Below are 23,522 nucleotides of genomic sequence, written 5' to 3' on the forward strand. Positions count from 1 at the left end.
CATTTCGGGCATGACGTTGACAGGAATCCTGGCCGCCGCGCTGATTGTCACCGGTGCGCCCGCCCTCGCCACGGACGACGTCCGTGTCCACACCGGAGCGATCGACGGCGCCCGGTACCGGGTCGAGGTGCCGTCGAACTGGAACGGCAAACTCCTGCTGTACAACCACGGGATCTACCCGCCGGGCTACGTTCCCGAGGAGATCGAGCTCGCCAACCGGCCGGAGGCCAAGCCCGTTCTCCTCGGCGAGGGGTACGCGCTGGCCGCGTCGCTCTACAGCAAGCCGAACGGCTTCTCCGCCCGGGAAGCCGTTCACGATCAGACGGCGCTGCTGTCCTGGTTCGACCGCAACGTCGGACGTCCGGCGCAGGTGCTCACCTGGGGAGCGTCCGGCGGCGGGCTCAACGCGGTCCTGCTGTCCGAGCGGCTCCCACACCGGATCGACGGCGCGCTGGCGATGTGCGGGCCCGTCGCGGGCGGCTCCGCGTTGTTCGCTCAGGCGCTGGACCTCGGGTTCGCGGTCCGGACGCTGCTGGCGCCCGAACTGGAGATCGTCCGCATCGCCGACCCGCGCACGAACCTCGCGAAAGCCCATCAGGCGATCGCGAAGGCGCTGGAATCACCCGATGGACGGGCGCGGCTCGCCCTCGCCAACGCGTTCGCCGACGTCCCCGGTTGGTCGACAGCGCATCATCCCCGCTCCGCCGACGTCGTCGAGCAGATCCGCCAGCAGACAAAGTTCGTCCAGGCGGTTTACGACCAGCTTTCGTGGGGCGCCCACCGGGCCGATCTGGAGGCGCGGGCCGGCGGGAATCCGACCGGGAACACCGGGGTGGATTACCGCGGCCTGCTCGCCCGGTCGAGTGAACGTGACCTCGTGCAGCAGGCCTACCGCGCCGCGGGCCTGGACCTGGGCGCGGATCTGGCCAAGCTCGCCGCCGCGCCGCGCGTCAAGGCCGACAACGCCGCGGCCCGTCGGCTCGACCGCACCGGGACCCCGACGGGACGCGGTCACCAGCCGATCGTCACGCTGCACCCGATCGGCGACGGCGTCGCCCCCGAGCACGAGCGGACCCATGGTGACCGCGTCGATCCCGGCCGGATCCGGCAGCTGTTCGTGAACCGGGGCGGGCATTGCCAGCACACCGCGGCGGAGGAGCTGACGGCGTTGCGCGTGCTGCGGGATCGCGTCGAGACGGGCCGCTGGCCGTCGACGTCGCCGGAGCGGCTGAACGCCGAGGCGAACCGATTCGGCCCGGAGTTCCACTTCCTCTACGACTGGCTGCACGGCGAACCGGGCACTTCCGGGCCCGCGTTCCGGCGATATCACCCGGCCCCGCTGCCTCGTGTGGCCTGACCGGTCAGTCGCCGACGGGATGGCTCGCCTGAAAGGCCAGCCTCCCGTCGGCTTCGGCCGCGATCCTTTCGAGCGCGTCGTCCAAGGCCATGAAGACCTCCCAAGGAGGTTGCCCGGTCGCGGCGGCCAAGCGGTCGACGAGCGCCTGTTCGAGATCGGTGACCCGCTTGGCCTTCCACACCTTGTCCGCGACGCTCACGAGCAGGTCTTCGACGCCGACGTCCGCGCCCCAAGCGGCGTGCGTCCGCGCGAATCGCGCCCGGTCCTCGTCGATTCCTTGGGAGACAAGGAGTTCGTAACCGGCCTGCTCGTGCGCGGAACCCGGTCCGGACAGTTCTTCGCGGTGGATCGTCTTGCCGACGTCGTGGACGGCCGCGCCGAACAGGGTCACTTCGCGGTCGAAGACCACCTCCGGGTGTCGCTTCTCCAGCCAGTCGGCCAGCGTGCAAGCCACATCGTGGACCGCGCGCAGATGCGCGGCGAGGCGCGGGGGAGCGGCCAGTTTCTCCAGCAGTCCGCCCACTTCCTCCGGCAACGGGCGGAGCGGCGGCTCACCGGGATCGGTCAGGGCGCGGCGCAGAGCTGGCGAGGACATGGCATCCAGAATGGCAGGAACCTGGTCCGCCGATGAGCACCGTGCATGTGAGATTCGGGTGACGGCCGCATCCGCTTGACAACCGCTGCGCCGACCGGTGTACTGGAGACATCGAACAAGCGTTCGATGTGCTGCCTTCCCCGTGGCACGCCCAGAACCGTCCACAAAGGACGGTCCAGGTGTCGTGGGGAGGCGAGGTCCGGTGACAGCGGAGGTGGTCGAAGCACGGGCCTTGCCGTTGGCGAGGCTGGCGGCTTTGCCAGGAGTGAGCACGGCCAGTGGCGTGGCTTCCGCGGCCGAACACGCGAGGACGACGGGAAGGGTGCTCCCGGTGTCCCCGGCGTTGTCCGGTCTGCTGCCCGCCGCGGGGCTCCGGCGCGGGAGCACCGTTTCGGTGCTGGGGTCCACGTCACTGATGCTCACCCTGCTCGCCGCCGCGACAGCCGGCGGCGCGTGGGCGGTCGCGGTCGGCCTGCCCGCGCTCGGGGTGGTCGCCGCCGCGGAACTCGGGGTCGAGGTGGGCAGGCTCGCGCTGGTCCCCCGTCCCGGTGCCGAGTTCCCGGCGGTGACCGCGGCCCTGCTCGACGGCTTCGACCTCGTGGTCGTCGGGCCGGGTCTCGCCAGGCCCGACGTGGCGAGACGGCTGTCCGCCCGCGCCCGCAACCGTGGTTCGGTGCTGCTTTCGCTGGGTTCCTGGCCCGGTGCGGAGGTCGAGCTGAGCTGCCACCGCTCGCGCTGGACGGGTTTCACCGGTGGCGGAGCGGGCTATTTGCGAACTCGTGAGGTCGAGGTGCGGGCGGGTGGCCGGGGTGCGGCCGCCCGGCCGATGGCGGCGTTGCTGCGTTTCCCCGGCGAGGGTGAAGTCGAGAAGGCCGACTTCCCCGCGGCGAGGTGGGGGACGGCGTGAACTCACCTGTACGCATGCTGGTGCTGTGGTGCCCGGACTGGCCCGCGGTCGCCGCCGCGGCCCTCGCGGGCGAACCGGTCGGCCGACCGGCCGCGGTCTTCTCGGCGAACCGAGTGGTCGCCTGCACCGCGGTGGCCAGGGGATACGGCGTCCGCCGAGGGATGCGGCGGCGCGAGGCCCAGTCCTGCTGCCCGGAGCTGGCGGTCTTCGGCGAGGACGACGGCCGTGACGCCCGGCTCTTCGAGTCCGTCGCGCAGGCGGTGGAAGGGCTGGCCGTCGGGGTGGAGGTCGTACGCCCGGGGATCGTCGCCGTCCCGGTCGACGGCGCCGCCGGTTACTTCGGCGGCGAGCACGGTCTCCTCGAAAGGCTGGTGGACGAGGTGTCCGTGGCGGCGGGGGTGGAATGCCAGGTCGGCGTCGCCGACGGCCTGTTCGCCGCGACGCTCGCCGCCCGCCGCTCGACACTGGTCGGGCCGGGCGGGACGGCGGAATTCCTCGCTCCCTTGCCCATCCGTGAACTCGATCAGCCCGAAGCGGGGCGAACCGAACTGGTCACCCTGCTCCGGCAGCTCGGCCTTCGCACGTTGGGCGCCTTCGCGACGCTCGGCGAGAGCGATGTCTCCGCGCGGTTCGGCATGGAAGGCGTACTCGCTCACCGGCTGGCTCGAGGGCGGTCCGAACGTCCGCCCTTGCGCCGCCGTCCACCACCGGAACTCTCGCTCGCGAAGACGTTCGACCCGCCGATCGACAGGGTCGACGCCGCCGCGTTCGTGGCGAAAGGGCTCGGCGAGAGCTTTCACGCCGGGCTCGCCGCGCACGGGCTGGCCTGCACCCGCCTCGGTATCTACGCCACCACCGAGACCGGTGAACAACTCGGCCGGGTGTGGCGCTGCGCCGAACCGCTGACCCCGTCCGGCGTCGCGGACAGGGTGCGCTGGCAGTTCGAAGGCTGGCTGAAGGTCCGGGACACCTCGGCGCGGCCCAGGTCGGGCGTCGTGCGGCTGCGGCTGGAGCCGGAGGAGACCGTCGAAGGCCGGTCGCTGCAGCTCGGGTTGTGGCAGGCGGGGGCGGCAGGCGCGCTGCGTCCGTCCACAGAGGACGAAGGCTTGGCCGGTGAACGCGCGGGCCGCGCGCTGGTGCGGGTGCAGGGGTTGCTCGGCCCGGAGAGCGTCTTCACCGCGGTGCTCGACGGCGGCCGAGGTCCCGCCGAGCGTGTCCGGCTGGTGCCGTGGGGCGACAGACGGGAGAAGTCGGCGCGGGCGGACGCGAACTGGGCCGGACGGCTCCCGTCGCCTTCCCCGGCGACGGTGTTCGCCAGGCCGGTGCCCGCCCAGGTGCTGGACGAGAACGGGCGCGTCGTGGAGATCACCGCGCGGCGCCGGGTCACCGGCACGCCGTTCCTCGTGAGCTTCGAGGGAGGCGAGCCGCGCGAGGTCCTCGCCTGGGCCGGGCCTTGGCTGGTCGGCGTCCGGGCCGGGGCGGGTCACGCGCGTTCGGGCACCCGGATCCGGGTGCAGGTACTGCTGGCCGACGGACAGGGCGCCGAGGAAGCGGTGCTGCTCCGCTTCGCACACCACGAGAATCCGATGTGGACACTGGAAGGGAAGTACGACTGACCATGGACGAGGAGTACACGCGGCTGGTGCGGCGATGGCTGGAAGAACCGGCCATCCCGGTGCAGCGTGCCGAGTTGGACACGGCCTGGGCGGCGTGCGTCCCGCGCGCGGAAGTGTTCGTCCCCCCGCCGAGACGTTCGATCGAGAATCGGTGACCGATGGGCTGGAACAACCCTCCGAAGCCGTGGAAGGATCTCGCACGCGAACTCGCGGGCGAGGTCCAGCCCGGCGACGGCGGTGACAGTCCCGCCTGGAGTGCCAAGCGGGAGGGCTACCAGCGTCCCGCGGACCTTTCGGGGCTGATCGGCGACGACGACGGGGCCACCGCGCACCGGGTGCCGTACGCCGAATTGCACTGCCATTCGAACTTCAGTTTCCTCGACGGGGCGAGTCACCCCGAGGAACTGGTGGAGGAGGCCGCGCGGTTGGGCTTGGACGCGATCGCGCTCACCGATCACGACGGCATGTACGGCGTGGTGCGCTTCGCCGAAGCCGCGAGGGAACTGGGCGTGCACACCGTCTTCGGCACGGAGCTCAGCTTCGGCCTGTCGGGGCCGCAGAACGGGTTCGCCGACCCCGAAGGCGAGCACCTTCTCTTGCTGGCCAAGAAACAGGAAGGCTATCTGAGCCTGAACCGGGCGATCACCGCCGGGCAGCTGTACGGCTTCGACAGGGAATCCTTGTCGCCCAAGGAAAGGGCCGAGAAGGGCAGGCCGGTCTACGATCTGCGCGCGGTCGCCGAAGAGGTCAGCGGGGGGTGCGTCGTGCTCACCGGCTGCCGCAAGGGCGCGGTGCGCAAGGCGCTCGTCACCGGAGGCCCCGTCGCGGCCGTGGAGAAACTGAAGGAACTCATCGACTGCTTCGGCCGGGAGAACGTCTACGTCGAACTCATCGATCACAGCCTTCCCTTGGACAGTACGCACAACGACCTGCTGAGCGAGATGGCCGAGGAGTTCGGGCTGCCGACGGTGGCGACCACGGCGGCGCATTACGCGCGGCCGGAGCGGGCCCCGCTCGCCGACGCGCTCAGCGCCATCCGCGCCCGGCGGGGCCTGGAGGACATGGAGGGCTGGCTGCCCGCCGCGGGGACGGCGTTCCTGCGGTCGGGGCGGGAGATGGCCGAGATCTTCGCGCGGTACCCGGGTGCCGTGCAGCGGGCGGCGCTGCTCGGCCGGGAATGCTCGTTCGAACTGCATCACATCGCACCGAAGCTGCCGCCGTTCGACGTTCCGGCGGGGTACACCGAAGCGTCCTACCTGAAGAAGCTCACCCTTGAGGGCGCGAAGGACCACGAGAAGAACAAAACTCCCGAGTACCGCCGAAAAGCCCGGAAGCTGATCACGCACGAACTGGAGATCATCGAAAAGCTGGGCTTCCCCGGCTACTTCCTGATCGTCTGGGACATCGTGCGGTTCTGCCGGGAGAAGAAGATCCTCTGCCAGGGCCGGGGTTCGGCCGCGAATTCGGCGGTCTGCTACGCGCTCGGCATCACCAAGGTCGACGCCGTGCGCTACGGACTGCTCTTCGAACGGTTCCTCGCCCCCGACCGCGACGGCTATCCGGACATCGACCTCGACATCGAGTCCGACCGCCGTGAGGAGGCGATCCAGTACGTCTACGAAAAATACGGACGGCTGAACACCGCGCAGGTGGCGAACGTGATCACCTACCGGGCGCGGTCCGCGGTCCGGGACGCGGCGCGTGCACTGGGGTACTCGCCCGGCCAGCAGGACGCGTGGAGCAAGCAGATCGACCGCTGGGGCGCGTTGCGGGCCACGGAGAAGGACCACGATCACGACATCCCCGGCGAAGTCGTCGAGCTGGCTTGCGCGCTCGAAGACTTTCCCCGGCATCTCGGCATCCATTCCGGCGGGATGGTGATCTGCGAACAGCCGGTGAGCGAGGTCGTGCCGATCGAATGGGCCCGGATGGAGAACCGCAGCGTCGTGCAGTGGGAGAAGGACGACTGCGCCGCCGCGGGTTTGGTCAAATTCGATCTGCTCGGACTAGGGATGTTGTCGGCCCTGCACTATATGATAGATCTGGTTCACGACCACAAAGGGGAAGAGGTCGACATCTCCGAATTGGATCTCAAGGATCAGAACGTCTACGAAATGCTGTGCCGCGCCGATGCGATCGGCGTTTTCCAGGTGGAGAGCCGTGCGCAGCTGGCCACCCTGCCCCGCTTGCGCCCCAGGAAGTTTTACGACCTCGCCGTCGAGGTCGCGCTCATCCGGCCCGGTCCGATCCAGGGTGGTTCGGTGCATCCCTACATCCGGCGCAAGAACGAGCAGGAGAAATGGGATTTCGACCATCCGAAACTGGAGAACGCGCTGAAGAAGACCCTCGGCGTCCCGTTGTTCCAGGAACAGATGATGCAGATAGCCCTCGACGTCGCCGATTTCACCCCGGCGGAGGCGGATCAGTTGCGGCACGCCATGGGCGCGAAGCGTTCCGAGCAGAAGATGGAGCGGCTCAAAAGGCGATTCCTCGAAGGCGCCGCGAAGCATGACATCGGCGAGGAGCTCGCGGAGAAGATTTTCGGCAAGCTCAAGGCGTTCGCGAATTTCGGTTTCCCGGAGAGCCACGCGCTGAGCTTCGCCCTGCTGGTGTTCGCGAGCGCGTATTTCAAGTACTACCACCCGGACGCGTTCCTGGCCGGGCTGCTGCGCGCTCAGCCGATGGGGTTCTATTCGCCGCAGTCGCTGGTCGCCGACGCGCGGCGGCACGGGGTGCGGGTGCTCGGCCCGGACATCAACGCGAGCCTCCCGCACGCGACGCTGGAACCCTTGCCGGAAGGGGGAGAACTGCTCGCCGTGCGGGGTGGTCTGTCCACCGTGCGGATGATCGGCGAGAACCTGGCGAAGGAGATCGTCGAGGAGCGGGAACGCGGCGGCCCGTTCGCGGATCTGTCCGAGGTCGCCCGGCGGGTGCGGCTGACCAAACCACAGGTCGAGGCGTTGGCCACGGCCGGCGCGTTCGGTTGTTTCGGCGAGAGCAGGCGGAGCGCGCTCTGGGCGGCGGGTGCCGTCGCCGACGAGAGCCTGGAGAAGCTGCCGGGGCTCACCACCGGGGTCAAGGCGCCGATGTTGCCGGGGATGGACGAAATCGACGTCGCCGCCGCGGACGTCTGGGCCACCGGGGTGTCGCCGGACAGCTTCCCGACCCAGTTCATCCGGGAGAACCTCGACGAACTCGGCGTCGTCACGGCGGCGGGTCTGCGCGAGATCCCGCACGGCACGCGGGTGCTGACCGGTGGCGCGGTGACCCATCGCCAGCGGCCCGCGACAGCGGGAGGCGTCACCTTCATGAACCTCGAAGACGAGACGGGGATGATCAACGTCATCTGCACGGTGGGGGTGTGGCAGCGCTATCACCGGGTCGCCCGCGGCAGTCCCGCGCTGCTGGTCCGCGGCGTGGTCGAGCGCACCGGAGAGGTGGTGAACGTCCTCGCCGAACAGATGCGGCACCTGCCGCTGCGGATCACCGCGAAGTCCCGTGATTTCCACTGACCTCACTTGACGGCCCGGCGGTGTCCGTGCTGTAGTTCGATCAACGTCGCAGTGCACCCGGCAAAGAGACCGTCGTGGGCGCGGAGGCGTCGGACCATGGGAAATCATGGAAACCCCTTCTTCGCCGAACGGCCGGTTGACGGCGTTCGGAAATCAACTCGTCCAAGTTCACAACTGGTTGCGTAAAGAGCTGGCCAGGCTGCACGACGACCTCGGGTCGGTCGCGGACGGCCGTGCCGAGCGGCTGCGCGATCTCCGGGCGCATTGCCTCACCTTCTGCTCGGCGCTGACCAGACATCACACCGGCGAGGACGGCGGCGCTTTCCTTGTGCTGGCGGAGAAATTCCCCGAGCTGCGGCCGGTGCTCGAAGAACTCGCACACGACCACGAAGTCATGACCGGGATCATCGAACGGCTCGAAGAACTGGTCGCCGAGGTCGGCCCGGGGTCGAGCCAGCCCGAGATCCTGTACGTCCAGCGGGAACTGGACGGGCTCACGGCGATCATGGAGACGCATTTCCGCTACGAAGAGAAGCGGATCGTCGAGGCGCTCGACTCGCTGGACATGCCGGAGTGGCAGGACTCGAAACCGGCCTTCCTGCTGAAAACACATTAGGACATAATCTGTCCTATACGGGTTCTAACGTTCTCCTCATCGCACCACGACGACTGAGGAGAACTCCGATGAGCAACCCGATCCCCGACGGCTACCACTCGGTCACCCCGTGGATCATCTCGCGCGACACCGCGGGCGTGATCGACTTCCTCAAACGCGTCTTCGACGCCGAGCCGATGGGCGAACCGGTGTACGTCGAGGGCGGGAAGATCGGGCACGCCGAGGTCCGCGTCGGCGACTCGGTCGTCATGCTGTTCGACGCGCAGGACGACTGGGTCGAGACCCCGGCGTACTTGCGGCTCTACGTCGAAGACAGCGTGGAGACGCAACGCCGCGCCATCGAGGCGGGCGCCAAGGAGGTCACGAGGCAGACCGAGCTCTTCTTCGGCGACCGCGTCGGCCGGGTGCTCGACCCGTTCGGCAACCTGTGGTGGATCCAGACCCGGCTGGTCGACCTCGACTTCCCGGAGATGGAGCGCCGGATGAACGATCCGAAGTTCATCGAGGCCATGAAGTACGTGTCGGGTTCGAAGATCATCCCGACCCGCTGAATTCGGTAGGGTGGTGATCGCGACGCGGAGGTGAGCCGGTGGATCACCACCCACTCCGGGGCAACCCCGGGGAGTACGAGGACAGCAAGACAAGGCGCCCCGCGCGAGAGCGGCATGCTTCGCGTGCGGGTTCGCGCGGATGACAGGAGAAAAAGTCACCTCCGCGTCGCTTCTCGGGCCGATGCCGGTCTGGCGGTGGCAGGTCGCCCGCTGGACGACGTTCGACGAGTGCGCCGCCGCGCTCGACCTGACGCCCGGTGAACTCTCGTGGTTCGCCGACGCGAAGGGCTGGAACCGGCGAGCGGCCGATCCGGTCCGGCATTACGGCTACCGCTGGATCCCGACCGCCTCGGGCGGGGTCCGGCTCATCGAGCGGCCGAAGCCGCGGCTCGCCGAACTACAGCGCCGGATCCTGCGGCACGTCGTCGAGGCGCTGCCGGTGCACGAGGCCGCGCACGGGTTCCGGCGCGGACGGTCACCCCTGTCCTGCGCCACCCCGCACGCCGGTCGGGAAACCGTGGTCCGGATGGATCTCGAAGGGTTCTTCCCGACGGTGTCCGCGCGCCGGATCTCGGCGCTGCTCGCGCTCGCCGGGTATCCGCCCGCCGTGGCGGAGGCACTGGCGGGCGTGCTCACCACGGCCGTCCCGCCCGACGTCCTCGCCACCGTGCCCGGCGGGCGGCGGGATCCCGCGCGTGCGCGGCTGCTGAGCAACCTGGCGGCCACGCATCTGCCGCAGGGCGCGCCGTCCTCGCCCGCGGTCGCGAACGCGGTCACGCACCATCTGGACCGGCGGCTCGACGGTCTCGCGCTGTCACTGGGCGCGGCCTACACGCGGTACGCCGACGATCTGGCGTTCTCCGGGGATTCGCTGCCGTTGCACCGGTTGCTGCCCGGCGTCCGGCGGATCGTGACCGGCGAGGGGTTCCGGCTGCGGGACGACAAGACGTCGATCGCCGGTGCGCATCAGCGGCAACGGGTCGCGGGCCTGGTGGTCAACAGCGCGCCCGCCGCGACGCGCGCCGACTACGACGCCCTGCGCGCGCTGCTGCACAACTGCGCCCGGACCGGGCCCGAGGCACAGAACCGGGCCGCGCATCCGGACTTCCGCGCCCATCTGCTCGGCCGTATCGGCTGGATCGCCGCGTCGTCGGAGGCACGGGCGGCGAAGTTGCGCGCGTTGTTCGACGGGATCACCTGGGTTCGAGCGAGTATGCGATCCTGAACGGGTGATCGAGACCGCCGAAGACTATCGAGAAGCCGTCCTTTCCCAGCAATGGTGGGAAAAACGCAGTTTCGTCGGCTGCGACTTCACCGAGGCCGACCTGCGCGGGCTGCGTACCCAGGGCTGCACCTTCGACCAGTGCGACTTCACCAAGGCCGACTTCGAGGGCTCGCGGCACGAGGCATCGGCGTTCCGGTCCTGCACGTTCGACCGCAGTGTGCTCGCCGGCACACGGTGGAGCTCCTGTTCGATGCTCGGATCGTCCTTTGTGGACTGCCGGTTCCAGAAGATCGCGTTCACCGAATGCGATCTGTCGCTGGTCTCGTTGAGCCGCAATCGACTGTCCAAAGTGGATCTCTCCGGCTTGCGGCTGCGCGAGGCCAACCTGACCGAGGCGGATCTCACCGGCGCCGATCTGCGCGGCGCCGACCTCACCGGAGCCCGGCTGGCCGGGGCGAAGCTCGTGGGTGCCGACCTGCGCGGCGCGCGGATCGACGCCAACGGCCTGGTGCAGGCGAACCTTTCGGGCGTCCACGTGGACACCGAGACCGCGGTGGCCTACGCCGCCGCGCACGGCCTCGTCATCCACTGAAGCCCGCGTCATGAAAGGGCCCTTCCCGGCGAGTTCCGCCGGGAAGGGCCCTTTCATGACGTTCGAGAGCTAGTCGATCGGCGGTTCGCCCGGGTCCAGCTCGATGAGGTCGCCCTCGGCGAGCAGTTCCTCGATGGACGCCGGCAGCAGATACGCCGAGCCGCCACCCGGCTGGTTGAACCACGGGATCGCGACACCGGCGAGCGCCTCGAGCGGACGCTGCACGCGGTACACGTGATACGGCCGGTTCACCCACTCCGGCACGAGCGAGCGCTCCTCGAACGGCGTCCCGGCCGCGTAGGTCAGGTTGCCGTTCGGGCCGCCGAAACGGTCCAGTTCGCTGCCCGCGGGCAGCTCACGCAGTTCCTTGCCGCGGAACAGCGTCAGCGGCGGCTCGCCGTTGAGCGGCGAGATCGGCCAGTTCTGCTTGGCGTCGGGCGGTCCCGCGTTCGGCGAGACCGGCGGACGGGCCGGTTCCTCGCGCCGCATCGGCGGAGACGGCGTCACCGGAGGCTCGCGCCGGGGCGGAGCGGGCGGCGGGCTCGCCAGCGCCGGGTTCGGCGGCCGCACCGGGGGCGCGGGCGGGACCGGAGCGGGAGCGGGCTCGTCGTCCAAATCGTCCCCGAGCAGCTCCTCGGCCGTCGTGAACGCCGTCTGCTCCTGTGCCGGGATCGACTCCCTCGGCGGCACCGGATGCGAACCCGTCGCGATCTCGGGGGAGAGCGTCGCCAGCACGGGCCGTGCCGGAGCGGGAGGCGGCTCCTCGACAGGCTGCTGTTCGACGACGGGCGGCTCGTCGAAGTGCTGCTCGTCGGCGGGCGGGGCGCCGTTCGGGTTCAGCAGGACCTTGCCGAGCATGAACGCGGCCGCGTCCTCGGCGTCGCCGAACACCGCCGGGTTGGTCAGCTTCCCGTCGTACCAGCCGACCCGCCAGCCGCCGCCGTCCACCTGCTCGACGCTCCAGCCGTGCTCGGCGGGAGAGCCGATGCGGTAGACGTCGTCGGGCACGTCGAGGTCGTCGAACTTCGACTGCAGTTCGTTCAGCACCGGCACGGGGTGCTCGACGCGGCGCGGTGCTTCCTCGCGCTGGGGTTCGGGCTCCGGACGGGACACGGGGGCGGTAGCAAAGGTCCCCCGCTCCTGCTGCGGGCCGTCGACCTGCGTGACCTCGGAGTCCGAGAGCGGAGGCGGCTCCGCGTCGTGCGTGAGGAGGGGCAGCTCAGGACCGGCGTCGGCCTGCTCGACCGGCGTGTAACCGGTGGTCGCCTCTTCCTCGGGAGGCGCGTACGGCTGGGTCTCGTCCTGCTCTTCCTCGTGCGGCGGCTCGTGGGCGTCGATCTGCGGGGGCCGCGCGTACGTGGTGGCCTCCGGGTCGGCGATCCGCGGCGCCGGCTCGGGCTCGGCGCGGTCGTCCTGCCGGGCCTCATCGGTGTAGGCGTCCTGTTCGGACTCGTGGAACGGGGCCTCTTCGTGCGCGTAGCCGTCTTCGTAGCCGTCTTCGTACTGCTGCTCGGCGGCGGCTTCGTGGAAGTCCTGCGCCTGGTAGTCCTGGGTGTCGTAGTCCTCTTCGTACCGCTGGGCCTGCTCGGCCTGATCCGGGACGCTCGCCTCGGCGGCGGGAACGGCCGCCGCCGCGGCGGCGACCGGCGCCGCGGCCGCGGCCGCCACCACGGCGGGATCCGGGCCTTGCTGCTGCTGGTGCGGCGGCGGGACGGGCGGCTGAGCCGCTTGGTTCGGGCCGGGGCCCACCGGACCGTTGGGACCCGGCTGGCCGGGGGCGCCGCCCTGGTTGACCGCGGCCTGCTGCGGCGGCACGGGCCCGTTGGGCACCGGACCGTTCTGCAGCGGACCGTTCGGCACCGGACCGTTCTGCGGCGGGCCCTGCGGTGGCGGACCCGCGGGCCCACCCGGCCCCCCGTTGGGGCGCTGCTGCGGGGGCTGATTCCCCCGGGTGAGGTACCCCGCCGCGGCCTGGAGCGTCGGGTCGTCGACCTCGGGCAGCGTGAAGCCGTTCTGCCGGACGTGGTCGATCAGGTCGAGTTCCGGTGAGACGCCGTATTCGCGCAGGTAGAAGTTGACGGCGGCGGGCCAGATCCACTGTCCGTCGCTGTGGAAGGCGACCGGGACGGTGGCCTCGGGGGTCTGCGCGAGCCTGTCGATGTCGTAGCCGCGCTCGGTGACCACCAGCGGCGCGTGATCGAGGTACTCGAGCAGCCTGTCCTGCTCCTCGATCTCCAGGTCGGGCCGGTTGATCACCGGACGTCCGGCCGGGCCGATGGTGTCGAAGATGCGGGCGATGCGGAAATGCGGTCCCGGCTGCTCGGGGCTGAGGCCGGACATGCGCCGGATCAGCCATTCGGGCACGTTCTCCTCGGAGCGGGGGAACATGCGCAGCTCGTCGGAGAGTGCCTGCGGAGGCGGCGCGAGACGCCACTGTGGCTCGTCGCGGTTGTACTCGAGGTTGTAACTGGACGGGTGATCGAGCTGGTACCGGGCGTTGAACCAGGTGCCGCGGCCGTCGCGGTACATCCCGGCACGGAGTCTGCCGAACAGCGTCGCGATGTCGTGGGTCGCGACCCACTCGTGCGCTGTGCCGTCCTCGGTGATGATCTCGCCGGTCATCTCGTGGTACCTGCCGACGGCTCGGTACTCGGCGGTCACCTTCCGCCAATCACGCGGCGCGGCCCGCAGCAGGGCGAGGCCGATCTGCTTGACCAGGGTGTCCTGCTCGGTCGCGTTCAGCTGAGTCGTCGGTTGTGCCACGGTCACATTTTGACCGTATCCGCGCTCGTGTGCACCCCGCATGTGGGTTTTGCCGCTCTTGACAATGTGGAAGACGCCCTGACCTGCTGCCGGATGACTCACCCGGGATACTGACGGCGTGAACCGATTTGCCCGCGAGGCCGTGAAGGACGAGGACTGATGACGTTGGCCGGACAGCGGCGTGACCGTGGGGCACTGCTCCATCACCTGCCGTTCCTGCTGGTGATGGTGGTGGTGGCCGTCGCCGCCCTGCGGATCGGCCAGTACCACTGGCGTCAGGGGACCGTGCTGATCGGCGGGGCGCTGTTGCTCGCGGGACTGCTGAGGGCGGTCCTGCCCGACGCGAAGGCCGGGCTGCTGGCGATCCGGGGCAAGCCTGTCGACGTCCTGACTTATGGCGCGCTTTCTGTCTTGATCCTCTTCATCGCCTTCACGATCACCGGCGGCCCTCTGTCCTGAGAGGACCACCGGTGGACGGTCAGGAGGCCATGGCCGGGGTGAGCCGGGCCTCGCGGCGGTCGAGACCGCCGGAGACGACGGCCAGCGAGAGTCCCAGCACCGCCAGTGACGCGCCGACCCAGTTGGGCGCGACCAGGCCGAGGCCGCCCGCGATCACCAGGCCGCCGAGGTAGGCGCCGATCGAGTTCGCGATGTTGAACGCGGACTGCACGGCGGCGGAGACCAGCGACGGCGTCCCGCCCGCCTTCTCCATGATCCGGGCCTGCATCATCGGGCCGATCATGAAGCCGGCGAGGCCGACGAAGAAGATCGTCACGGCGGCGCCGACCTTGCCGTTCGCGGTGAAGGTGAAGATCGCCAGCACGGTGGCCAGCCCGAACAGCGAGACGTAGAGGCTCGGCATCAGCGCCTTGTCGGCGAGCCTGCCGCCGAGGTAGTTGCCGATCGTCATGCCGACCCCGGCCAGCGAGAGCAGCAGGGTGACGTTCGACGGCGAGTAGCCGGTGACGTCGGTCAGCATCGGCGCGATGTAGGACAGGCAGGCGAACACGCCGCCGAGGCCGAAGGTGACGATCGCGAGCGCGAGCCACACCTGCGGACGACGGAAAGCGCCGAGTTCGCCGCGCAGCGACGGCTCGACCGGTTTGCCCTGGTGGGGGACCAGTTTCGCGATCGCGGCCATGGCGAGCAGGCCGATCACGGCGACGACGCCGAAGGTGGCGCGCCAGCCGACCTTCTGGCCGAGGAGTGTCCCGAGCGGGACGCCGACGACGTTGGCCAAGGTCAGGCCCATGAACATCATCGAGACGGCCTTCGCACGCTCGCCCGGCTTGGCCAGACTGGACGCGACGACCGCGCCGGCGCCGAAGAACGCGCCGTGCGGCAGGCCGGCGAGGAAGCGGAAGGCGACGCCGAACTCCTGGTTCGGCGAGAGCGCGAAGAGGACGTTGCCGAGCGTGAACAGCCCCATCATCGCCAGCAGCATGGTCTTGCGCGGCAGCCGGACGGCGACCGCGGTGAGCAGCGGGGCGCCGACCACGACGCCGAGGGCGTAACCGGAGATGAGGTAGCCGGCGGACGGGATCGACACGCCGAAATCGGCGGCGGCTTCGGGCAGCACGCCCATCATGACGAATTCGGTGGTCCCGATGCCGAAGGCACCGATGGCGAGCGCGAGCAGCGCGACGGGCACGGCTCTCCCTTCGAGGGTCGTACGTGAGTAAACGATTACTCGCCCAGCGTCGCGGATGGGCAGCTGAATCGATTTAGGTCTCGGGCACAAAAGAAGACAGCGCGTTCGGCGCGTGCGTCGACGAGCTGCCCTGCGTCCAGTTCAACGGATCGAGGGGGCCTTTGTCATCCCGGTTTCGGGTGAGGCTGCCCACCCTCAGCGGCGGGCGGCGAGCACTCCCTGGAGGAGGCCGGGGAAGAGCTCGTCGAGATCCTTGCGGCGCAAGGAGTTGTAGCGCGCGGTGCCCTGCTGGCGGCCCATGATGACGCCCGCTTCGCGCAGGGTGCGCAGGTGATGGGTGAGTGTGGACTTGGTCACGGCGACGTCGAAACCGCTGCACGAGATCTCGGTGCCGGCTTCGGCCAGCTGCCGGACCATGTCGAGCCGCACCGGGTCGGCGAGCGCGGAGAGGACCGCCTCGATCCGGATCTCGTCCTGTCCGGGGTAGACGTACTGCGGGGTCGTGGTCGCGGCCATCCGCCCATAGTACGACGCCCCTCGAACTTTCCGCGAGTTCGTAGTACGGTCTCCATCGAACTACGACAACCATCGAACAACGACCCCATGCGACTTTAGCGGGCTAAACGCGATCCGGTGCCGGCCAGGTGCCCCAGGGCCCAGGTCGACTTTCGCGGGCTAATCGCGATCCGGGCGGCACCTGGGCGACAGGGGCCCGGAGCGACTTTCGCGGGCTAAACGCGATCTCGGCCGGAAGCGGGAAGAGGGCGTAAAAGGGGTCTGGAGCTGGGGAGTCATGACTTTCGCACCACCTAGGACCGCGGTGCTGGCGCTCGGTACTTTCGCGGTCGGCACCAGCGGCTACGTCGTCGCCGGGCTGCTGCCCGCGCTGACCGGCGAGCTCGGGGTCTCCGAGACGGCCGCCGCTCAGCTGGTCACCGCCTTCGCCATCGCGTACGCGGTCGGCTCACCGCTGTTCGCCGCGGTCACGGGCCGCTGGGAACGGCGGACGCTTCTGGTCGCCGCCCTCGTCGTCACCGCCATCGGCAACGCCCTCGCCGCCCTCGCGCCCGGTTACGTGACCCTGCTCCTCGCGAGGGTCGTCACCGCGATCGGCGCGGCGGTCTTCACCCCGGCCGCGAGCGCCGTCGCCGCCGAACTCACCTCGCCGGAACGCCGGGGCCGCGCGGTCGCGCTCGTCTTCGGCGGATTGACCATCGCGACGATCCTGGGGGTCCCGCTCGGCAGTGTCCTTTCGCAGAGCGTCGGCTACCAGGCCGTCTTCGGCCTCGTCGCGGCCTTCTCGCTCCTCGGCGCCCTCGCGGTCCGGATGGTCTTGCCCGCCGTCCCGGCGCCGCCTCCGGTCCGGCTGGCCGAACGGTTCACCGTCGCCAAGGACCCGCGCGTCCTCGCCATGCTCGGCGCGACCGTGCTCGGCTGCCTCGCCGCGTTCTCCGTCTACACCTTCATCTCGCCGGTCCTGTCGGCCACGGCGGGCGTCCACGGCACGACGGTCAGCCTGCTGCTGTTCGTCTACGGCGCGGGCGGCGCGCTCGGCAACGTCCTCGGCGGCCGTGCGACCGACCGCTGGGGCGCCAGGGCGCCGCTGCTGGTCGTGTTCGCCGGGATCACCGTCGTCCTCGCGATGCTGCCGCTGGTGGCGACCAGCGTCGCGGGCGCGGCCGTCGTGCTGTTCCTCTGGGGACTGGCCACCTGGTCGATCAACCCGCCGATCCAGCACCGGCTGATCGAGCTGTCCAGCCAGAACGCCGGGCTCGTCCTCTCGCTCAACGCGTCCGCGATCTATCTCGGCGTCGGCCTCTCCGGCCTGGTCGGGGGAGCGGTGCTCAGCGGCGGCGGGCCGCTCCTGCTGCCCGAGATCGCGGCGGTGCTGACCGCGATCGCCGCGGCCGTGGTCGTGGCGGGCTGGCGGAGCCGCGTGAGGCAGCCCGCGCCGGCCGAGTGACGCCTACTCGGCGCGAGACTGGACCACGCAGTCAGGGCCGGGGAAGACCAGCCCTTCGTGCCCGTCGGCGAACCGGACGAGATACGGCGGGCCACCGTGTTCGCCGCGTACTTCGAGGATTTCGCCGCGCTGCTCGGCCGATCCGACCGTGCGTCCGTGCACGTGGATTTCGTCTCCGACGGTCGCCTGCATGAGAACCACCTCCGAAGCTTCAAGGTTAGGAGCGGCGGAGGTGATCCCGCTACAGTGTGGGCATGATCCTCGAAATCCTCGGAGGCGCGACGCCTCACCGCCGGTGAGCCCGTCGATCCGGGTCCGCACCCCCTCGGAACTGCGTGCGGCCCGAAGAAGAAAAGCCCATTCCTGCTGGGGACATCTCGTCGCGGCACCGCTGTGGCCGCTGCACGGCGCGAATCTCGGCACTCTTTTGCGAACCTGTGACGCGGTGGGTGCCTGCCTTGCCGTGCCGAGGTTTCCGTGGGTGCCGGAGGCGCTGCGCCGCGGGAACACGTTGCGCCGTCCGGCTTGTGTGCACTGGGTCCACGACCCGCTGGGCTGGCTGACGCGGGAGCGGGCGGCGGGTACGGCGGTCGTCGGCGTCGAACTCGCCGACGAAGCCGTGCGCCTCGCCGATCTCCCGCCCGCACGGGGCCGGGCGATCGTCGTGCTGGGCCACGAGCAGCAGGGCATTCCGCCGGAAGCGCTCGATCTGCTCGACACCGTCGTCGAAATCCCGATGGTGGGCATGGGCGCGAGCCTCAATGTCGCCGTCGCGGGCAGTCTCGTGTTGTACAAAATGGCGGGCTTGCTGTGACCGTCGCCGATAGGCTGCCTGGATGACCGACGTACTCGACACGGTGGCGGGGAGAAGCGGCGAGTTGGTGCTTCGCCGGACGGGAGAAGACTTCGAGGTCATCGCCAACGGCGTCTTCCTGATGGACACCCGGAACGGGGAATCCGAACGGTTGCTCGTCTCGGTGGCGGCCGATCTGGTGCCGGGCAAGGCGCGGATGCTGATCGGCGGTCTCGGGGTCGGCTATTCGCTGCGCGCCGCCCTGGATCACCCCGGCGTCGGCGAGATCGTGGTCGTCGAGCGCGAACCCGCCGTGATCGCGTGGAATCGCGACGGTCCGCTCAGGGACGTTCACGACGACGCCCTTTCCGACGAGCGGGTCACCGTGGTCGAGGCCGATCTGGTGAAGTGGTTGCGCCGGACGGAGGAGCGGTTCGACGCCCTGTGCCTCGACATCGACAACGGTCCTGAGTGGACGGTCACCGACGGCAACGCGAAGCTGTACCGGAACGACGGGCTCGACATGCTCGCCGCGCGGCTGCGGCCCGGCGGCGTGCTCGCGGTGTGGAGCGCCGAGTCGGTGCCGTCGTTCGTGAGGCGGTTGCGAGCGCGGTTCGGGGAAGTGCGGGAGCTGAAAATCCCGGTGCCGCAAGGCGAACCGGACGTGCTGTGGTTCGCGCGGGTGTAGCGGACGCCGCGCGCGTCAACGCCCGCTGGTGCGACACGGTGTGCCGGGCGCACGGGTTCGCCGGGACTTTCGCGCTTCATGTCTGGAAGTCGGCACGCCGGTCGCCGCAGCTGTACCCGGACGCGGTGACCCTGTCACAGGACGCGACGGTGCCCGAAGTGCTGGACGGGATCGACACGTCACCGGGTTGTTCGGTCAAGGACAGCTTCGCCTGCCTGGATCTTGCGCAAGCGGGCTTCAAGGTGCTCTTCGAAGCCACGTGGATCGCCCGGACGGCCGAAGTGCCGCTCGAACCGGGCTGGTTCCGCGACGAGGACCGGTTCGAAGACCCGTCCGTCGCGGTGTGGTCCGACGGCGTCTCGGGTGTGACGGCCAACCGTGACGGCGACTTCGCCGGACTGTCCAATTTGTACACTCACGGCGGTCTCGACGACGCGTGGCGTGGCGCGACCTCGGCCGTCGCGGCGAGCTTCCCCGGCTTGCCGATCACCGGCTACGAACGCGGCGACGATCTCGACGCCGCCCTGATGAACGGCTACACGGCACTCGGACCGCTGCGGGTATGGCTGAAATGATCCCCGTATGGAGATCACGACCTGGCACCTCGAACAGACCTCGCCGGACGACCTGAGCACGGCGAAACCGCCCGCCGTACCGGTGACGGTCACCCGCTCCGAGCTGGTCAGCCCGGAGCTGAACCGCTACCTCTACAGCGCCGTCGGCGGCGACTGGTTCTGGATCGACAGGCTCGGCTGGACGTGGTCACAGTGGGTCGAGTGGCTGGACAGGCCGGGCGTCGAGACCTGGGTCGCGTACGTGCAGGGGACGCCGTGCGGCTACTTCGAACTCGACGGCAGCGGCGACGGTGACGTCGAGCTGGCGTACTTCGGCCTGATGTCGTCCTTCGTCGGGAAGGGCATCGGCGGGCATCTGCTGACCGTCGCGCTCCGGGAGGCATGGGCGCTCGCGGGGCGCTGGCCGGGCAAGACGGCGACGCGCCGCGTGACCGTCCACACCTGCACCACGGACGGCCCCGCCGCGCTCAAGAACTACCAGGCACGCGGTTTCCGGCTGTTCCGCACCGAAACCGAGCAAGCCGAACTGCCCGCCGAGACGCCGGGGCCGTGGCCGGGAGCCGCGAAGGGGTAGCTACTTCGCCGGAGCCTTGGCAGCGGCCTTCGCCGCTTTCTTGAACGCCCGCACCTCGCCGAGGGTCTTCGTGTCGACGACGTCGGCGATCGAACGCCGGGAGCCGCGGTCGCCATACGAGCCGGTGGCCGCGCGCCAGCCCTTGGGCTGCACGCCGAGCTGTTTGCCGAGCAGCGCGAGGAAGATCGCGGCCTTCTGGTCGCCGAAGCCGGGCAGCGCCTTGAGCCGTTTGAGGACCTCGGGGCCGTCCGGTTTCGGGCGCCCGGCGGTCCAGATCCCGGCCGCGTCGCCGTCGTAGACCTCGACGACGTGCTGGGCGAGGTCCTTCACCCGTCGCGCCATCGAGCCGCCGTAGCGGTGGATGGCGGGCGGGACCACGCAAAGCTCGACGAACGTCTCGGTGTCCATCGCGACGATCTTCTTGATGTCGAAACCGTCCATCCGGTCCGCGATCTTCTGCGGGCCGCGGAACGCGTGTTCCATCGGGAACTGCTGGTCGAGAAGCATCCCGACGAGCAGCGCGAACGGATCCTCGGTCAGCAGCCGGTCCGCTTCCTCGTCCCCGACCAGGTGCAATGCGCGCGTCATGGGCCCAGGATCTCACGACCGCACCCCAACGTCACCTGCGGCTTTGCGGTCTATCGTTGATCCAGATCGGTGGTAGGGCCTTATTTCCCTGGAAAACGCGGGATAGGTGGGCTAAGTTTTCGGGTCCAACGAAGGTTTGAGGGTGGGAGCTAGACGTGCAGGAAGACCTCTTCGAAAATGATCTTGATGAGGATGGCGCCGATGATCAGTCGGAACCCTTGGAGATAAGTCTTTCTGAGCGTCGACTAGTTACCCAACCTTATGACCTTTCGCTTGCCACATTGGTCGACGACATTGAACGCAGTCGACTTTTGCTGAATATCGAGTATCAAAGAAAGTATGTATGGGATCGCGCCAAGGCGAGCAGGCTCATCGAGAGCTTTTTGATCAACATCCCGGTCCCGGTTTGCTATTTTGCGGAGAATGAAGACGGCACCTATGAGGTGATCGACGGCCTTCAGCGAATAACTACAATCAAGAACTTTCTGGAGGATGATTTTCCTCTCCGGGGTGTATCTGTTCTTCGAGAGCTGGATGGGCTGACATTCTCACAGATGTCGCCCAAGGATCAGCGTCGCCTTCAAAATCGGACCGTGCGTTGTATAGTTATCACAGAGGACTCGCATCCCGACATCAAATTCGATGTCTTCGAGAGGCTTAATACTGGTTCTGCCAGGCTGGCGCATCAAGAGTTGCGGAACTGTATTTACCGTGGCGAGCTGAATACATCGCTCAAGGAACTGGCGGAAAACGCGTACTTCACGGGAATTTTGGGCGGGCTGCAGAATCAGCGGATGGAATATGCGGAGCTTGCCTTGAGGTTCTTCGCGTTGTATGACGACTTTAGCTCATATAAGCCGCCGCTGCGGCAACTATTGAACGGATACATGCGCGATCATAGGAAGGAGCGTCCGCGGAGGGGTGAGCTTCAGGTTTTTGAAGATACATGCAGAACCGTGTCTTACATTTTCGGGAAGGAAGCCTTCCGGTTGCCTGCCAAAAGTGCGGGCAAGCAACTCGGTGCTTTCAACAAGGCGCTCTTTGACGCGATAATGCTGCCGCTGGCTTACGCGGATAGATCTAAAGCGATGAAAAACGGGGATGAGGTTCGACAACTTCGACAGCGACTCATCACCGATGACGACTTTAGTACGGCGATTGGTCGAGCGACCGCTGATCGTCTTAGGATGCGAACCAGGACCCATGCCTTTGCTGACGGTCTGAAGCGTATAGGCGTTCCGTGTGATCTGCCGCCGATTGCGCTTAAGTGAGGCTTCGGATGGGTGATTACAAAACAGAGTCCTTGAAAAGCTTTGTTGACAGCATACGGGAAGTCGAGGTCCTGCTGAACGCCGAAGGGCGTCCCGAAAAGTCTCTCCCCGAGCCCGGGGATCGACGGGATAGTCGAGATTTGAAGAATGCCCTATCGAGGGCTGGTCTTGTCATGCTCGTCGCTCACTTTGAGGGATTTGTCAAGTCGTCGCTTGCAGAATATGTGGACGCTATATGTGATGCCAAGCCGCCTTCTCGGAGAGTTCCGGATGCACTGCTGGATCTCTTCACTAAAGAGAGAATACGGGAGCTTTCCCAGACTGAGGACGGGAAACAGCGTGCGCTCCGTATGCGGCGCCTTTTTGCCGTCTATTCTGATTTATGGGATGAAGATCGAAGTATTAACCCGAGATTGATTTCGGGGTCAGTTCTTGCGAGGCAGTTCACCAATGCTGGCCCTGAATCTCTGGGAGCGGCATTGATGCTAGTAGGAGTCGACGATCCTATTGGTGACATTCAAGGAGATGTGCGTTCGCGAGGAGGGCTGGCGAAAGTCAATGTCGGCGTTAAATTGCAGGAGATCGTAGGCAAAAGAAACAAAATCGCACATGGCGACTTGACCGAAAAGCCTGTCAATTCCGAAGTGCGCGACTATCTACTCTTTCTCTTGAAGGTTGCAGAGGCGATTGATGAGCTGATTTCGGGAAGAATAGAATATAGTTGTTCGCTGCGATAGCCGCATTGAGCGCACCGGCCCGGGTCATGGGCCCAGGATCTCACGACCGGGCCGGTACGCGCGTCCTCATCCGTGTGGGTCGACGAGCAGGTCCGCGGCCGCGGAGGTGACGGCGGCCGACACCGCCGCGAGCGCGCGGGAGTCGAGCTTCCATCGCTGCCAGAACAGCGGTACGTCGATCGGGTGACCGGGGTCGAGGCAGGCGAACGTGCCGTCGCGCAGGCGGTCGCCGATCTGCGCGAGCGGCACCATGCCCCAGCCCATCCCGGAGGCGACGGCGTCGAAGAACCCTTCCGAAGACGGGACGTAGTGCCGCAGTGAGCTCGCGATCGTGCCTCGCTCGCGTGCGAAGCGGTCCTGGAGGTCGTCACGGCGGCCGAAGACGACGACGGGGGCTTCGGCGAGGTCGAGGTCCGTGCCGAGTGCCGGGCTCGCCACGGCCAGATAGCGCATGTGCCCGAGCCGGTGCACCGAACACCCCGCGACCGGATCCGGGGACGACGTCACGGCCGCCATCACCTGGCCTTCCCGCAGGAGGGTCGTGGTGTGGTCCTGGTCCTCGCGATGCAGTTCGAAGCAGATCTTGTGCTCGGGCGGCACGCGCTTGAGCGCCGGCAGGAACCACGTCGCCAGCGAATCGGCGTTCACCGCGATCGGCAGCCGGACGGGTTCGTCATCGGCGGTCAGGCCGAGTTCGGCCCGGGTGTCGGCTTCCAACAGGGCCAGCTGACGGCCGAAGCGCACGACAGCCTGCCCGGATTCGGTCAGGCGCACCGGTTTCGTGCGGATCAGCAGGACCCGGCCGGTGCGTTGTTCGAGCGCTTTCACGCGTTGGCTGATCGCCGACGGCGTCACGTGCAGGGCCGAGGCCGCCGCGTCGAACGTGCCTTCGTCGGCGACCGCCAGGAGCGTGCGGACGAGGTCCAGCGGTAATTCTGTCGTCACGAA

At 68.3% G+C, this 23,522-nt stretch carries 24 protein-coding genes; 17 read left to right on the plus strand and 7 right to left on the minus strand.

Annotation, left to right across the window (positions count from 1 at the left end):
* Positions 1-10: 10 nt before the first annotated feature.
* The gene (locus HDA45_RS25130) at positions 11-1,357 is read left to right on the plus strand and encodes a hypothetical protein (RefSeq protein ID WP_184899241.1); all 1,347 of its coding nucleotides are present in this window, start codon (positions 11-13) and stop codon (positions 1,355-1,357) included.
* A 4-nt stretch (positions 1,358-1,361) separates the two neighbouring features.
* Here HDA45_RS25130 and HDA45_RS25135 read toward each other — a convergent pair whose 3' ends face one another.
* Positions 1,362-1,952, minus strand: a complete 591-nt coding sequence (locus tag HDA45_RS25135) for an HD domain-containing protein (RefSeq protein WP_184899243.1) — start codon at positions 1,950-1,952, stop codon at positions 1,362-1,364.
* 232 nt (positions 1,953-2,184) lie between these two features.
* Between HDA45_RS25135 and HDA45_RS25140 the strand changes: the two genes are divergently transcribed.
* From HDA45_RS25140 to HDA45_RS25175, 8 genes are all read left to right on the plus strand, one after another.
* Positions 2,185-2,859, plus strand: a complete 675-nt coding sequence (locus HDA45_RS25140; RefSeq protein WP_184905994.1) for a hypothetical protein — start codon at positions 2,185-2,187, stop codon at positions 2,857-2,859.
* A 14-nt stretch (positions 2,860-2,873) separates the two neighbouring features.
* The gene (locus HDA45_RS25145) at positions 2,874-4,475 is read left to right on the plus strand and encodes a DNA polymerase Y family protein (RefSeq protein ID WP_184905992.1); all 1,602 of its coding nucleotides are present in this window, start codon (positions 2,874-2,876) and stop codon (positions 4,473-4,475) included.
* A gap of 2 nt (positions 4,476-4,477) precedes the next feature.
* The gene (locus HDA45_RS25150) at positions 4,478-4,630 is read left to right on the plus strand and encodes a hypothetical protein (protein WP_184899245.1); all 153 of its coding nucleotides are present in this window, start codon (positions 4,478-4,480) and stop codon (positions 4,628-4,630) included.
* A 3-nt stretch (positions 4,631-4,633) separates the two neighbouring features.
* Positions 4,634-7,987 (plus strand): error-prone DNA polymerase, encoded by a 3,354-nt coding sequence (locus tag HDA45_RS25155; RefSeq protein ID WP_184899247.1) that lies wholly within the window; start codon positions 4,634-4,636, stop codon positions 7,985-7,987.
* Between the two features lie 106 nt (positions 7,988-8,093).
* On the plus strand, positions 8,094-8,603 hold the full coding sequence (locus tag HDA45_RS25160; RefSeq protein WP_184899249.1) for a hemerythrin domain-containing protein: 510 nt from the start codon (positions 8,094-8,096) through the stop codon (positions 8,601-8,603).
* Between the two features lie 68 nt (positions 8,604-8,671).
* Positions 8,672-9,154 (plus strand): VOC family protein, encoded by a 483-nt coding sequence (locus HDA45_RS25165; protein ID WP_184899251.1) that lies wholly within the window; start codon positions 8,672-8,674, stop codon positions 9,152-9,154.
* 139 nt (positions 9,155-9,293) lie between these two features.
* Positions 9,294-10,379, plus strand: coding sequence for a reverse transcriptase family protein (locus HDA45_RS25170; protein ID WP_246480780.1), 1,086 nt, complete (start codon positions 9,294-9,296; stop codon positions 10,377-10,379).
* Positions 10,380-10,383: 4 nt separating this feature from the next.
* Positions 10,384-10,971, plus strand: a complete 588-nt coding sequence (locus HDA45_RS25175; RefSeq protein ID WP_184899253.1) for a pentapeptide repeat-containing protein — start codon at positions 10,384-10,386, stop codon at positions 10,969-10,971.
* 69 nt (positions 10,972-11,040) lie between these two features.
* Here HDA45_RS25175 and HDA45_RS25180 read toward each other — a convergent pair whose 3' ends face one another.
* Positions 11,041-13,776 carry a TNT domain-containing protein gene (locus HDA45_RS25180; RefSeq protein ID WP_246480781.1) on the minus strand — a complete coding sequence of 912 codons (2,736 nt, stop codon included), beginning with the start codon at positions 13,774-13,776 and terminating at the stop codon, positions 11,041-11,043.
* A 117-nt stretch (positions 13,777-13,893) separates the two neighbouring features.
* On the opposite strand from HDA45_RS25180, the gene HDA45_RS25185 reads away from it, so the two are divergent.
* Positions 13,894-14,193, plus strand: coding sequence for a DUF3017 domain-containing protein (locus HDA45_RS25185; RefSeq protein ID WP_184899258.1), 300 nt, complete (start codon positions 13,894-13,896; stop codon positions 14,191-14,193).
* A gap of 19 nt (positions 14,194-14,212) precedes the next feature.
* Here HDA45_RS25185 and HDA45_RS25190 read toward each other — a convergent pair whose 3' ends face one another.
* Entirely contained in the window at positions 14,213-15,385 is a 1,173-nt protein-coding gene (locus HDA45_RS25190; protein ID WP_184899260.1) for an MFS transporter, read from the minus strand.
* A gap of 195 nt (positions 15,386-15,580) precedes the next feature.
* Complete coding sequence (locus HDA45_RS25195; RefSeq protein WP_184899262.1) at positions 15,581-15,901, minus strand: ArsR/SmtB family transcription factor; 321 nt, start codon at positions 15,899-15,901, stop codon at positions 15,581-15,583.
* A 277-nt stretch (positions 15,902-16,178) separates the two neighbouring features.
* On the opposite strand from HDA45_RS25195, the gene HDA45_RS25200 reads away from it, so the two are divergent.
* Positions 16,179-17,348 carry an MFS transporter gene (locus tag HDA45_RS25200; RefSeq protein ID WP_184899264.1) on the plus strand — a complete coding sequence of 390 codons (1,170 nt, stop codon included), beginning with the start codon at positions 16,179-16,181 and terminating at the stop codon, positions 17,346-17,348.
* 3 nt (positions 17,349-17,351) lie between these two features.
* Here the strand turns inward: HDA45_RS25200 and HDA45_RS25205 are convergent, their stop codons facing one another.
* Positions 17,352-17,540: a DUF1918 domain-containing protein gene (locus tag HDA45_RS25205; protein ID WP_184899266.1), complete on the minus strand. Its 189-nt coding sequence runs from the start codon at positions 17,538-17,540 to the stop codon at positions 17,352-17,354.
* Between the two features lie 208 nt (positions 17,541-17,748).
* Here HDA45_RS25205 and HDA45_RS25210 point away from each other — a divergent pair, with 208 nt between their 5' ends.
* From HDA45_RS25210 to HDA45_RS25225, 4 genes are read left to right on the plus strand one after another with little or no spacing between them, the layout of a single operon-like run.
* Complete coding sequence (locus HDA45_RS25210) at positions 17,749-18,162, plus strand: TrmH family RNA methyltransferase (protein ID WP_281400953.1); 414 nt, start codon at positions 17,749-17,751, stop codon at positions 18,160-18,162.
* A 22-nt stretch (positions 18,163-18,184) separates the two neighbouring features.
* Positions 18,185-18,829, plus strand: coding sequence for a spermine/spermidine synthase domain-containing protein (locus HDA45_RS25215; RefSeq protein WP_184899270.1), 645 nt, complete (start codon positions 18,185-18,187; stop codon positions 18,827-18,829).
* Complete coding sequence (locus HDA45_RS25220; RefSeq protein ID WP_184899273.1) at positions 18,811-19,404, plus strand: hypothetical protein; 594 nt, start codon at positions 18,811-18,813, stop codon at positions 19,402-19,404. Before HDA45_RS25215 ends, HDA45_RS25220 begins: the two co-directional genes overlap by 19 nt.
* A 7-nt stretch (positions 19,405-19,411) precedes the next feature.
* Positions 19,412-19,978 (plus strand): GNAT family N-acetyltransferase, encoded by a 567-nt coding sequence (locus tag HDA45_RS25225; protein ID WP_184899275.1) that lies wholly within the window; start codon positions 19,412-19,414, stop codon positions 19,976-19,978.
* Here HDA45_RS25225 and HDA45_RS25230 read toward each other — a convergent pair whose 3' ends face one another.
* Positions 19,979-20,566: an HhH-GPD-type base excision DNA repair protein gene (locus HDA45_RS25230; protein WP_184899277.1), complete on the minus strand. Its 588-nt coding sequence runs from the start codon at positions 20,564-20,566 to the stop codon at positions 19,979-19,981.
* A 155-nt stretch (positions 20,567-20,721) separates the two neighbouring features.
* Between HDA45_RS25230 and HDA45_RS25235 the strand changes: the two genes are divergently transcribed.
* Positions 20,722-21,837 carry a GmrSD restriction endonuclease domain-containing protein gene (locus tag HDA45_RS25235; protein ID WP_184899279.1) on the plus strand — a complete coding sequence of 372 codons (1,116 nt, stop codon included), beginning with the start codon at positions 20,722-20,724 and terminating at the stop codon, positions 21,835-21,837.
* A gap of 8 nt (positions 21,838-21,845) precedes the next feature.
* On the plus strand, positions 21,846-22,574 hold the full coding sequence (locus tag HDA45_RS25240; protein ID WP_184899281.1) for an MAE_28990/MAE_18760 family HEPN-like nuclease: 729 nt from the start codon (positions 21,846-21,848) through the stop codon (positions 22,572-22,574).
* Between the two features lie 66 nt (positions 22,575-22,640).
* On the opposite strand, the gene HDA45_RS25245 is transcribed toward HDA45_RS25240, so the two are convergent.
* Positions 22,641-23,519, minus strand: a complete 879-nt coding sequence (locus HDA45_RS25245; RefSeq protein ID WP_184899283.1) for an ArgP/LysG family DNA-binding transcriptional regulator — start codon at positions 23,517-23,519, stop codon at positions 22,641-22,643.
* Positions 23,520-23,522 lie beyond the last annotated feature (3 nt).

Origin of the sequence: Amycolatopsis umgeniensis (assembly GCF_014205155.1) — a bacterium.
GTDB lineage: Bacteria > Actinomycetota > Actinomycetes > Mycobacteriales > Pseudonocardiaceae > Amycolatopsis > Amycolatopsis umgeniensis.

Excerpts from the sequence above, each read along its gene's own strand:
- HDA45_RS25130 (WP_184899241.1), top strand. The coding sequence starts at position 11 with ATGACGTTGACAGGAATCCTGGCCGCCGCGCTGATTGTCACCGGTGCG.
- HDA45_RS25135 (WP_184899243.1), bottom strand. The coding sequence starts at position 1,952 with ATGTCCTCGCCAGCTCTGCGCCGCGCCCTGACCGATCCCGGTGAGCCG.
- HDA45_RS25145 (WP_184905992.1), top strand. The coding sequence starts at position 2,874 with ATGCTGGTGCTGTGGTGCCCGGACTGGCCCGCGGTCGCCGCCGCGGCC.
- HDA45_RS25150 (WP_184899245.1), top strand. The coding sequence starts at position 4,478 with ATGGACGAGGAGTACACGCGGCTGGTGCGGCGATGGCTGGAAGAACCG.
- HDA45_RS25155 (WP_184899247.1), top strand. The coding sequence starts at position 4,634 with ATGGGCTGGAACAACCCTCCGAAGCCGTGGAAGGATCTCGCACGCGAA.
- HDA45_RS25160 (WP_184899249.1), top strand. The coding sequence starts at position 8,094 with ATGGAAACCCCTTCTTCGCCGAACGGCCGGTTGACGGCGTTCGGAAAT.
- HDA45_RS25165 (WP_184899251.1), top strand. The coding sequence starts at position 8,672 with ATGAGCAACCCGATCCCCGACGGCTACCACTCGGTCACCCCGTGGATC.
- HDA45_RS25170 (WP_246480780.1), top strand. The coding sequence starts at position 9,294 with ATGACAGGAGAAAAAGTCACCTCCGCGTCGCTTCTCGGGCCGATGCCG.
- HDA45_RS25180 (WP_246480781.1), bottom strand. The coding sequence starts at position 13,776 with ATGCGGGGTGCACACGAGCGCGGATACGGTCAAAATGTGACCGTGGCA.
- HDA45_RS25185 (WP_184899258.1), top strand. The coding sequence starts at position 13,894 with ATGACGTTGGCCGGACAGCGGCGTGACCGTGGGGCACTGCTCCATCAC.
- HDA45_RS25195 (WP_184899262.1), bottom strand. The coding sequence starts at position 15,901 with ATGGCCGCGACCACGACCCCGCAGTACGTCTACCCCGGACAGGACGAG.
- HDA45_RS25200 (WP_184899264.1), top strand. The coding sequence starts at position 16,179 with ATGACTTTCGCACCACCTAGGACCGCGGTGCTGGCGCTCGGTACTTTC.
- HDA45_RS25205 (WP_184899266.1), bottom strand. The coding sequence starts at position 17,540 with ATGCAGGCGACCGTCGGAGACGAAATCCACGTGCACGGACGCACGGTC.
- HDA45_RS25215 (WP_184899270.1), top strand. The coding sequence starts at position 18,185 with ATGACCGACGTACTCGACACGGTGGCGGGGAGAAGCGGCGAGTTGGTG.
- HDA45_RS25225 (WP_184899275.1), top strand. The coding sequence starts at position 19,412 with ATGGAGATCACGACCTGGCACCTCGAACAGACCTCGCCGGACGACCTG.
- HDA45_RS25230 (WP_184899277.1), bottom strand. The coding sequence starts at position 20,566 with ATGACGCGCGCATTGCACCTGGTCGGGGACGAGGAAGCGGACCGGCTG.
- HDA45_RS25240 (WP_184899281.1), top strand. The coding sequence starts at position 21,846 with ATGGGTGATTACAAAACAGAGTCCTTGAAAAGCTTTGTTGACAGCATA.